Source organism: Lentisphaerota bacterium (genome assembly GCA_016873675.1).
GTDB lineage: Bacteria > Verrucomicrobiota > Kiritimatiellia > RFP12 > JAAYNR01 > VGWG01.
This window is the reverse complement of sequence record VGWG01000033.1, coordinates 16,877-27,848: the sequence shown is the minus strand read 5'-3', so window position 1 is coordinate 27,848 and position 10,972 is coordinate 16,877. Positions and strand designations below refer to the sequence as shown.

General features: G+C 66.2%; 9 protein-coding genes. 5 read left to right on the top strand and 4 right to left on the bottom strand.

Going from position 1 to position 10,972, the window contains the following annotated elements; all coding sequences use genetic code 11:
- Positions 1–209: 209 nt before the first annotated feature.
- The 4 genes from FJ222_06115 to FJ222_06100 form a co-directional block, all read right to left on the bottom strand.
- Positions 210–1,667, bottom strand: coding sequence for an excinuclease ABC subunit UvrC (locus FJ222_06115; GenBank protein MBM4163999.1), 1,458 nt, complete (start codon positions 1,665–1,667; stop codon positions 210–212).
- Between the two features lie 107 nt (positions 1,668–1,774).
- The gene (locus FJ222_06110) at positions 1,775–2,479 is read right to left on the bottom strand and encodes an ABC transporter ATP-binding protein (protein ID MBM4163998.1); all 705 of its coding nucleotides are present in this window, start codon (positions 2,477–2,479) and stop codon (positions 1,775–1,777) included.
- A gap of 41 nt (positions 2,480–2,520) precedes the next feature.
- Positions 2,521–3,873, bottom strand: coding sequence for a glycosyltransferase family 4 protein (locus FJ222_06105; GenBank protein MBM4163997.1), 1,353 nt, complete (start codon positions 3,871–3,873; stop codon positions 2,521–2,523).
- Positions 3,816–4,964: a Pyrrolo-quinoline quinone gene (locus FJ222_06100; protein MBM4163996.1), complete on the bottom strand. Its 1,149-nt coding sequence runs from the start codon at positions 4,962–4,964 to the stop codon at positions 3,816–3,818. Before FJ222_06100 ends, FJ222_06105 begins: the two co-directional genes overlap by 58 nt.
- Before the next feature lie 190 nt (positions 4,965–5,154).
- Between FJ222_06100 and FJ222_06095 the strand changes: the two genes are divergently transcribed.
- The 5 genes from FJ222_06095 (at position 5,155) to FJ222_06075 (ending at position 10,835) form a co-directional block, all read left to right on the top strand.
- On the top strand, positions 5,155–5,892 hold the full coding sequence (locus FJ222_06095) for a hypothetical protein (GenBank protein ID MBM4163995.1): 738 nt from the start codon (positions 5,155–5,157) through the stop codon (positions 5,890–5,892).
- Between the two features lie 150 nt (positions 5,893–6,042).
- Entirely contained in the window at positions 6,043–6,699 is a 657-nt protein-coding gene (locus tag FJ222_06090) for a prepilin-type N-terminal cleavage/methylation domain-containing protein (GenBank protein ID MBM4163994.1), read from the top strand.
- A gap of 24 nt (positions 6,700–6,723) precedes the next feature.
- Positions 6,724–9,039 (top strand): primosomal protein N', encoded by a 2,316-nt coding sequence (gene priA, locus FJ222_06085; protein ID MBM4163993.1) that lies wholly within the window; start codon positions 6,724–6,726, stop codon positions 9,037–9,039.
- A 147-nt stretch (positions 9,040–9,186) separates the two neighbouring features.
- Positions 9,187–10,371 carry a hypothetical protein gene (locus FJ222_06080; protein MBM4163992.1) on the top strand — a complete coding sequence of 395 codons (1,185 nt, stop codon included), beginning with the start codon at positions 9,187–9,189 and terminating at the stop codon, positions 10,369–10,371.
- On the top strand, positions 10,368–10,835 hold the full coding sequence (locus FJ222_06075; protein MBM4163991.1) for a D-tyrosyl-tRNA(Tyr) deacylase: 468 nt from the start codon (positions 10,368–10,370) through the stop codon (positions 10,833–10,835). The genes FJ222_06080 and FJ222_06075 overlap by 4 nt, the downstream gene beginning before the upstream one ends.
- The last annotated feature ends 137 nt before the right edge of the window (positions 10,836–10,972 follow it).

Genomic DNA, 10,972 nt, shown 5'->3' with positions numbered 1-10,972 from the left:
GGGCGCATCCCCGTTTCACTGACCTGTCAAGCGGGCGATCCTGTGGACAGCCCTGTGACGTGGGCTAGCGCCCCGGCCGACGCGGCAGCGGTGGCGCGGGACGTATCGGACCGCGCAGACGGTGTGAGCGGTCTCGTAGATCCCGCTCACGCGCCGACCGGTGCGGTAGCGGCGGGCGATCACAGGTCAGTGAAACGGGGATGCGCCCGTTAGGCCCCGAGCGCCCGCTGGATGGCCGCGGCCCGTTCGGCGCCGATGCCGGGGACGGCGGCGATCGCGTCGGCGTCGGCGCGGGCGAGCCGGTAGACGGACCCGAAGCGGGCGAGCAGGGCGTGCTTCCGGGCGGGGCCGATGCCGGGGATCTCGTCGAGGGCCGATTCGCGGATGGTGCGCTGGCGCAGACGCCGGTGATAGTCGAGCGCGAAACGGTGGGCTTCATCGCGCAGCCGTGTCAGCACCTGCAGCGCGGCCGAGTCGCGCGGCAGGAGCAGCGGCAGGCGCCCATCGTCGAGCACGATCTCCTCCTGCCGCTTGGCCAGCCCGACGGCGGGCACGCGCTCCAGGCCGATCGCGGCCAACGCGGCACGCGCGGCGCGGAGCTGGGGGACGCCGCCGTCGATGAGCACCAGTCCGGGCAGGGGTTTTCCCTCGTCGCGCAGCCGGGCGTAGCGCCGGCCGACCACCTCGGCCATCGCCCCCGGGTCGTCGGCGCCGGCGATGGTGCGGATGCGGAAGCGGCGGTACAGGCGGCGGTCGGGGTGGCCGTCGGCGGCCACGACCAGGCTCGCGACCGAGTGGGTGCCGAAGAGGTTGGAGATGTCGAACCCCTCGATGCGCGCTGGCGCGGCGGGAAGCCCGATGAGCCGCTGCAGTTCGTCCAGCCCGGCACGGGCATCCGCAGTGTGCAGTTCGGGAGGGGAGACCGCGCGGGCGCGGTGCCGCACCACCTCGCGCAGGGCGATGAAGGTGTCGCGCAAGACCGCCGCCTTTTCGAAGTCATGCGCGGCCGCGGCCGCCCCCATCTGCGTCTTGACCTCCTCGATCACGCCGAGGCGCTCGCCGCGGAGGAAGGCGCAGGCTTCCTCGAACCGGGCGCGGTAGTCAGCGGCGGAGATGCGCCCCACGCAGGGGGCCGAACAGAAGCGGACGATATCGTTGATGCAGTGCGTGTAGTCGTCGGCTCCCGGCGTGATCGGCGGACACTTCCTCAAGCCGTAGCGCTTTTCGGCAAAGTCGAGGGTTGCGCGCACCACGGGGGAGGAGGGAAACGGGCCGAAATAGCGGGCGCCGTCGTCCCGGATGATGCGGCAGGTCGTGAGCCGGGGAAACGGCTCGCGCGGGTCGACGCGGATGGCCAGATAGCGCTTGTCGTCACGCAGAACAATGTTATAGCGCGGCCGGTACTGCTTGATCAGGCTCCCTTCGGTCAGCAGCGCCTCGGCCTCGTTGCGGACGACCACCACGTCCAGATCGGCCACAGAGTGGATGAGGCTGCGCACCTTGGGCGGCGCGGACTGGAGGGTCGAGGCACGAAAATACGACTGCACCCGCTTGCGCAACGACACCGCTTTGCCGACATAGATGATCCGGCCCGCCCGGTCGCGGTACAGGTAGCACCCGGGCTTGTCCGGCAGGTCCGCCAATTTGGCTCGCAGGGCGTCGGTCATGACTGAACGCTTTCACACTGTGTCACGGGCGTCCCGCCCGTGACACACGGGCAAGAGGCCCGTGCCACGCCCGTACTTACGGGGTTTTGCAAGAGCCGCCTGTTGATTCAACGGGGCACCGGTCCCCGCGTCAGCCGTCCGTCCGCGAGCGCGTACCCCGCGCCCATGCGCCCGGCCAGCTCGAGGCTGTGGGTCACGACGATGAGCGCGACCCCCTCGGCGCGATTGATCTCGACGAGGAGGTCGCCGAGCGCGCGGGCTGAGGCATGATCCAGCGAGCCGGTGGGTTCGTCGGCGAGCAGCAGCCGGGGGCGGTTGATCAGCGCGCGCACGACGGCGGCGCGCTGCGACTCGCCTCCGGAGAGCAGGCCCGGACGATGGTTGCGCCGGTCGGCGAGTCCGACGCGCTCCAGCAGCGCCTCTGCCCGCCCGGCATCTGCCCGCCGCTGCGCGGGCGGCCGGCGGACGGCCAGCGTCGGCAGCAGCACATTCTCCAGCACGGTGCATTGCGGCAGGAGATGATGCTGCTGGAACACGAAGCCGATCAGGCTGTTGCGCAGGCCGGCCAGCGCATCCTCGGACAGCAGCCCCAGATCCTGGCCGGCCAGGGTCACCGCTCCCGAGGTCGGCCGGTCGAGGCCGCCGATGATGTTGAGCAGCGTGCTCTTGCCGCATCCCGACGGCCCGACCACTGCGAGCGATTCTCCGGCCTCCACACACAGGCTGATGCCGTCCAGCACACGCAGTGCGGCGGGCGCATCCGGCGCGCCATACTGCTTGCAGACGGCATTCAATTCAAGCACGGGCGTCATTCCATTCCTCCAGTTGGAAACAGGCCGGCCTCGCCGGACCGTTACGGTCGGCCCTCGCGCACGAGGCGATACACGCGGGTCATCTCTGCGGCCATCCGCGCCAAACTGAATTTTTCGACCACCGTCGCGCGGCCGACCGCGCCGATGCGCGCGGCGAGCGCCGGATCCGCCAGCAGGGGAAACAGGGCTTCGGCCAGCGCCCCGGCCCCCGGTCCATCGTAAATCACGCCGCCGCCGGTGGCGGCGACGATCTCCGGATAGGCGCCCAGCCGGGGCTGCACCACGGGGACGCCGCAGGCCATGGCCTCAATCTGGAACAGCCCGAACGCCTCGGGCCGGATGGCGGGAACCGACAGCACGCTGAGCGACTGGAGAAAGGCGATGCGATGGGGTTCGTGGCAGGCATCGACGAATTCGACTGCTGCGGCGTGTTCCGACGCGGCGATGCGTGCGCGTATCCGTGCGAGGAACGGCGTGTGCGCGTCGCGGTTGCCGCCTGTGATGCGCAACCGGAGGCTGGCCAGCTCGGGGCGGCGCCGCAACGCCAGAAAAGCCTCCACCAGAATGTCCAGCCCGTGAGGAGGCGTCAGTTCGGAAAGAAAACCCAGGGTTGGCGTCGCGGGTGCCGTTGGCGGCGGCGCACAGGCGTCCACGTCGATGCCGATCGGTATCGTATGGCACCGGGCCTCAGTCAGGTTCAGGCGTTTCCGCATCTTTCCCGCATAATAGGCGCTGACCGGCGTGAACGCATCCACCGAGCGGCTCAGCTCGGCGACGCGCTGCCAGCCTCGCTCGCGATAGGGCGGCGGGAGCGCGTCCAGCCACGTGTCCTCGTCTTGCAACGTGCACACGATCCTCGCGCCCAGGGCGTCGCGAAGGGTTGGTGCCAGCCCCAGCAGCAGCGCGTTGGAGACATGCACGATATCCGGCCGGGGCTGCGTCTTCAGCCAATCCGTCATCTGCTCGAGCTCGCGCCGGTGGGGGCCATCCGGGCCGTCGAGCACGCCGAGTGTGAGATCGCCGAGCCCATCGGCTTCGGTGGTCCCAGCCTTCGCCGCAGCCCAGCGTAGCACGCCGGGCGCATCCAGTCGACGCCGCCACGACGCCGGCAGCCGGTTGTAAAACGGGATTTTATGCTGTAAATAGACATTGACCGCGCCGTAGAACACCGGTGCCTGAGCGACGGTGCCGCCGACCGGCTCCAGGAAGGGAAGATACATCGGCACGAACAGCACGTCATGGCCGGCGGCCTGCAGGGCCTTTACCAGCCCGATATCGCGGACACAGTTTTGGCAATAGAAGCCGCCGCCGGAGCCAGGCACAATGTGGACGATGTTCATTTTCCCTCTCCGAACGCGTAGAGGACGCCATCGGCTGCGCCAACCACGATCCATCCGTCCACGACGGCGACGGCGGCGGTGATCGGGCTCCCCACCAGATATGACCACAGGAGCTCACCCGTGTCGTACCGAAGCATGGTGAGCCGTCCGTCGCGCGATCCGAAGAGCACCCGGTCCCGGGCGACCACGGGGGAACTATCGATCTCGTCTTGGGCCTGGAAGCGCCAGATCTCCCGGCCGGTGTCGCGGGAGAGGCAGTGCACGACGCCCGCGCGACTCGCGGCCAGGACGCGCGTGGAGGTCACCGCGACGGACGCGAAGAACGCGGGGGCGTCTGCCGCCGCAAAGCGCCAGCGAACCTGGTTCTTCGTCAGATCCAGGGCAAGCACCTCGCCCTGGTAGTGGCCGACATACGCCACGCCGTCCCGCACGGCAGGCGAGGCGGCGACATAGGAGCCCGCCGGAAAGACGGCGGCGGCGGCACCGTCCTTCAGCCGGACCGCATGCACCCGTTCATCGCAACCGCCCACCAGCGCGATCCCGTTGCCGACCGCCGGCAGGCCGTTGATGGAGTTCCCGGTCTCGTAGGCCCAGACCCGCTCCCCGGTGCGGGCGTTCACGGCATGCAGAAGGCGGTCGTAACTGCCCGCCAGGATGAGCGGTGGATCGCCCGGTGCGCGATTCGGCCCGCCCATGATCTGCCCCTCAGTGGCATACACCCACGCGCGTCGGCCCGACGCGGCCTCCAGCGCGTAAAGCTTGCCGTCGAGATCACCGGCGTAGAGAAAACCGTCGGCCACCAGCGGCGAGGCCTCGATCCCGGCGCCGGCTTTGAAAGTCCAGAGCGGCACGCCGTCGGCCAGCCGCAGGGCGTGCACCGTCCCGTCGGCCGCCGCCGCGAAGACGGTTCCGTCATGGATGACCGGCGCCGCCACAATCTTCGCCTTCGCGTCAACGCTCCAGCGCAGCGCCGGTTTTCCGGGCGGCCGCGCGGGAGTGGTGCCGGTCAACGCCGCATCGCCCCGCGAAATCGGCCAGGATGCCCCTGTGGCCGCCACGCGTTCTCCGGCCCGGCCGATCCGGTCGGCGAGCGGCCACTGGACCAGCAACAGGCAGAGCAGGCGGCGAAATGGGACGTGAGACATGAGACCCTCTAGTGTGAAATGGGCGCAGCGCCACGCAAGGGGATTAACGCTAGCATGCGGGCGGGCGAAAGGCAAGTCCGCAAATCAGGGCGGGACTTTTTTAATTGACGGATCACGAGCGGCGTGTCACACTCATCCGCAACGGTTTAGCCCGTTCCTAAGAGGCGTTTCGGACAGAAGGACGTTAGCCATGACGGTTCGCAATCATCAGGGATTCACCATCATCGACCTGTTGGTGGTGCTCGTGATTCTCGCGGTTCTGGTCTTCACGGTGACACCGGCGATTCGGGGCGCGATCAATCAGACCCAGGCGACGACGATGAAAGAAAAAGGTCGGCGCATCTGGATGGCGGTGATTGACGCCAACATCGAACGCCAGGAGCTTCAACAAAGCTCAGTGTGGCCGGGGGACGTCGTGAGCAAGAAACTCTGTGACACGCCGGCGTATTTCACCTTTCTTTTGTCCGACGGCGAAACGACCAACCGTGTCACGGCCTTCGAGGAAAAGCGTCAGGCGCTCACGCTGATGCCCGAGTGGCTCCTGGCACCCGGCCTGCAACCTTACTCCGGAACGAACGCCCTTTCGGCCTCTAACATCGCCTGGCGAGTCACCGAAATCACGCAATCCGCCCCACAGGACATGGCCTTTCTGCTCAGCCGGAATGTCAGCGGTGATCCGACCCGGAAGGGCGCAGGCAAAGGCACAAGCGACAAGGACCCCCGCCGGGCTGAAAAGATCCGGCAAGGCACAAGCGACAAAGATGCCCGCCGGATCGCCCTGAACGCAGAGGTGGAACCTTTCGGCGACGAGCGCGCGGTGTGGATCTCCAAGGGAGGAAGCGCCTTCGATGCGCGAAGGAAACAGCTCTACAACCGGATAGTCATGGGCATCGGTACAAACACCGTGACGATCTGGAAATGCGAGTAGGGGTGCTTGCGCAACCACTTCATTTTTCATTTTTTGGGTTGACGGATCACCGGATGCATGACACAATCACAAACGACGATGGTTTGGAGTGGGATCTTATTCGTGGTTAACGGCGACTTGAGTCGCACAGTAAGGAAGGTAGTCATGACGATTCGCAGAGCTAAGGGATTTACCCTCGTTGAAATGCTGGTGGTGATCGCGATCATCGCCATCCTCGCGGCTGCGTTGTTCCCTCAAATTCAGAACGCGATCGACCAAGCCCGGTCAACCGCCATGAAAAACAAGGGCCGAGGGGTCTGGGTTGGCGTGGTCTCGGCGAACAACGAGCGGGAGGTGCTCAGTCTGGGTCCGGTATGGCCGAGTGAGCTGGGAATAACCGTGGGCACGGATTATTTCGCCAACATGTTGAAAAATAACGCCGGAACCATTGCCTTGACGCCGGACGAACAGTTGATCAGCGATGTGAAGAGCGATCTGCTCGCGGCGGGAAGCTTTGCTCCCGCTCCGAGTGGGACACTTCCTCTCATCGGCAACATTGCGTGGCGCGCTTTTAACGCAAGCGCGTCATCTGGAATGAGTGACGCTTTCATTGTGAGCAAGGACTTTGCCGTCGGCACCGTTGGCGCGGCCGGCAACTGCCAGACCAACACGGCTGTTCTCTTGAATCCGGCCGGGCCTTTCAAGGGACGCCGGATGACGTGGATCACCGTCGGTGGTGGCACCTTTGACGCGCGTAGAAAGTATGTTTCGGATTGCTCCAGACTGATGGGCGGCACCACAAACACGATCAGCATTCTCGCCGACTAATCTGCGTGGGTGGTGGGTGGTGTGATGGTCGCACGGGTGGCTTTGGACGCAGCGCTGGATCGGCTGTTCGACTACGCCGTGCCCGAAGAGTGGGTAGACCGCATCCGCACCGGTGTGCGGGTGCGTGTCCCTTTCGGTTCGCGCGTCTGCTCGGGGTACGTCATCGAGTGCTCCGACCAACCCGAACCGCAGGTGGCGGCTGCGGGTGTTGCGGTGCAGCTGGGGCTGTTCAACGAGGATACCGTGCCGGCTGCCGGATTCGGAAGGCTCCGGTCGGTCTCCGGAATTGACGATGACCGGCCGTTCTTCTCCACCACCCTGATCCGTCTGATCCGGTGGATCGCTGATTATTACTTCGCCCCGCTTGCAGTGTCGCTCCGCTGTGCTCTCCCCTCGCCCGTCCGGGATGGCGGCTCGAAGCCCAAGGAACAGGTGTATGTCAGCCTGCCGGTGGCAGAGGCGGAAAGCCAGTCGGCATCCGCCGCTCTCGGGTCGCCGCTCACTGCTCGTCAGCAGGCCCTGATCGCCGAAATCCGCGTTCGCGGCGGTGGATTGCTTCAGATCCTCTGTCGCGAGCTGAAATGCGCCCCCGACACGATCAAGCGTCTGGCCGCCACAGGCTGGCTGACGCTGGAGACGCGTCAGATCCGGCGCGACCCGCTCGCCAATCGAACCATCCTGCCCACCGGACCGCTCACCCTGATGCCCCAGCAGGCGGCCGCCTTGCGGCTGATTTGCGCCGAATGCGACGCCGCGCTCGCCGCCCGAGCCGCTGGCGCCGTCAAACCGCCGCCGCCGATGCTGATCTACGGGGTGACCGGTTCGGGCAAGACGGAGGTCTATCTTCAGGCCATCGCGCACGTTCTGGAGCGCGGCGGCGGGGCGATCGTGCTGGTGCCCGAGATCGCGCTGACACCCCAGACCGTGCAGCGGTTCGCGGGGCGGTTCGGCGGGCGAATCGCCGTCCTGCACAGCGCCCTGAGCGAGGGCGAGCGGTTCGATGAGTGGCATCGGATCCGCGATGGCGACGCCCGCGTGGTGATCGGTCCGCGTTCGGCCGTGTTCGCGCCCGTGTCCAATCTGGCGCTGATTGTGGTGGACGAGGAGCACGAACCGAGCTACAAGCAAGACGAGGCGCCGCGCTACAACGCCCGCGACACGGCGGTGATGCGCGGATGGATCGAGGGCTGTGGTGTCGTGCTCGGCTCCGCCACGCCCGCCATGGAGTCGTGGGTCAACGTTCAGCGCGGCAAGTACACGCTGGCGCAGATCGAGAACCGCGTCGAGGATCGTTCCATGCCAACGGTCGAGGTGGTCGACATGCGCCTCGAAACGGCGCGCAGCGGCCATGTGCAGGTCTTTTCACAACGGCTGATTGAGACCATCCAGGGGCGTCTGACCGTCGGCGAGCAGGTGATCCTGTTTCTCAACCGCCGGGGCTTTGCCACATCGCTGGTCTGCACCCGCTGCGGCTTTGTCGCGGAGTGCGACGCGTGCAGCACCGCGTATACCTACCATCAAACCGACAACCGCCTCCGGTGCCACATCTGCGGTGCCTGCGCCGCCGTGCCGGCCGCATGCCCCGGCTGCGGCGACCCGACGTTCCGCTACACCGGTTTTGGGACGCAGCGGATCGAAACCATTGCGCAGACGTGCTTTCCCCAGGCGCGGATCGCCCGGCTCGATGCCGATGCCGCCGCGCGCAAGCATGGGCCTGACGAGATCCTGGGCGCTTTCCGATCAGGGAAGACCGATATTCTGATCGGCACGCAGATGATCGCCAAAGGGCACCATTTCCCCAATGTCACGCTCGTCGGCGTGTTACTGGCCGATTCGAGTCTGCACATGCCCGACTACCGGGCGGGCGAGCGCACGTTCCAGCTTCTGGCGCAGGTCTCGGGTCGCTCCGGCCGCGGCGAGATTCCCGGCCACGTGATCGTCCAGACTTACACCCCGGACCATCCGGCGATCGAGGCGGCGCGCACCGCCGATTTTCCGCGCTTTGCCGAGAGTGAGCTGGTTCTGCGCCGCGATGGAGGCCTCCCGCCTTACAGCCATGTGGTCTGTCTGACGTTCAAGGGACGCGATGAGGGCAAAGTCGCCTTCTCGGCCGCCGCGTTGCACCGGGCGCTCGCGCCCCTGTTGCCGCCGGGCGCGGGGTGCCCTGAGCCGATTCCCGCGCCGCTGGCTCGCGCCAAGGGCGACTACCGTTATCAGATCCTCCTGCGCGCGGCCTCGGTGCGGATGCTCACTGGGCCATTGCGCCGGGCGGTCAAGGCCGCGTCTCCGCCAGCCGACGTCTCGCTGGCAGTGGACGTCGACGCGCTGTCCGTGATGTGAGCCCTGAGGCAGACAAGGGACGGATATGATTCCTGAAAGGGGACAATTGACAACCAGCCGATGCCAACGCTACCCTTAAACCGTCGTGATGAATCTGTTATTGCGAAGTAGGCTCAATAACACCGTTGGCTCTAGCGGAGACGAAACATGATGAAGCACTATGACATTGCAGCCTACATCTGGCCGTCGTACCACTACGAACCCCGAGTTGAGCATTTCTGGCCGGAGAAGGATGGGGAATGGTACACGGTGCGGCGCGGCACGCCGCGCTTTCCGGGCCACGACATGCCGCGCATCCCGTTGCTGGGCTGGCAGGACGAGGCTGATCCGAAGGTCATGCGCCAGCACGTCGAGCTGGCCATGTCGCACGGGATCAACGTGTTCATCATGGACTGGTACTGGTACGAGAACGCGCCATGCTTCGAGCGCCAGCTCAATGAGGGGCTGATCCCTGCGCTCAAGGGCACGGACTGCAAGTTCTACCTGATGTGGGCCAACCACGACGTGGACACGCTCTGGAACATGCATGTGGACACCGATTGGTCCAAGCCGCGACCGATACTCTGGAGAGGTCAGGTCTCACGCGCGGTGCTCGAACCCATGTTCGACCGAATCATCGCGAAGTATTTCACCCTCGACAGCTACTACCGCATCGCGGGCAAGCCGGTGTTCTCGATCTTCGACTATCCCAACCTGATCGGCGGGCTGGGCGGCGTCGAGCAGACAAAGGACGCCTTTGCCTGGATGCGCCGGCGCTGCGAGGAACGCGGCCTGCCCGGGGTGGACATCCAGGCCATCGGCCGGATGCGGGCCGGCGTCGAGGCCGGAGCCAAGTTGGCGCCCGGCAGCGAAGCCGCCACCGCCCGCGTCCTCGGGTTTGACAGCGCCACCGCCTATCAGTACTGCATGGAGGGCGGCCAGAATGGCGACTACGTGGTGTGGGCCAACGAGGCGATTCGCCACTGGCCCGACTACGAGGCCATGCACGGCACCTACTACCCGCACGCCTCGATCGGCTGGGACAACACCCACCGCAACCCATCGTTCAAGCAGGAGCGGGTGGTCACTCACTCGACCCCCGACGCCTTCGAAGCCTGCCTGTGGCGGGCGAAAGCCTGGCTCGACGCCCGCCCCAATCAGACGCCGCTGGTCACTCTCAACAGTTGGAACGAGTGGACCGAGGGCAGCTACCTGCTGCCCGACATGCGCTGGGGCTACGGGTATCTACGGGCTGTTCGGAATGTCTTTGGCCAAAGGTGCTTGACGTGTCAGAGTGAGCCGTTGGCCTGTCCCCAATCCACCTGCGCACTGGTGACGAGCGAGGCGGGATGAAGGCATTGATACAACGGGTGACGGAGGCGTCGGTCGTGATCGACGGCGAGACGGTCGCCAGGATGGGTCGGGGGCTGCTGGTGTTGCTTGGCATCCGCCATGAGGATGGAGAACAGGACGTGCTGTGGCTGGCTCGGAAACTGCCCCAGTTGCGGATCTTCGAGGACGATGCGGGCGCGATGAACCGCTCGCTCGAAGACGTCGGTGGCGCCGTGATCGTGGTCTCCCAGTTCACGCTCTATGCCGACGCCCGCCACGGGAACCGGCCGGGTTTCGCGGCGGCGGCGCGCCCCGGGCAGGCGGAGCCCCTCTATGACTCGCTCGTGACGCACTTGCGCGCCCGCCTGGGCCCGGAACGGGTCGGTTCCGGTCGTTTTGGCGCCGAGATGCAGGTGCGGCTGGTCAACGACGGCCCTGTGACGATCGAGCTGGAAAGCCGCGGCTCCGGCACATCACGCGCCTGAAGTCTGGAGTAGCCGGGAGCCGGATTTTCGTCCTTCCGGGCTTGCGGGTCGATCGTGTGGTGGATTTTGTGGTTGTCTCCTCTCCGCTCACATGAAATAATGTGCGTTCCGGGATCGTTTGGTCAAAGGAACGTGAA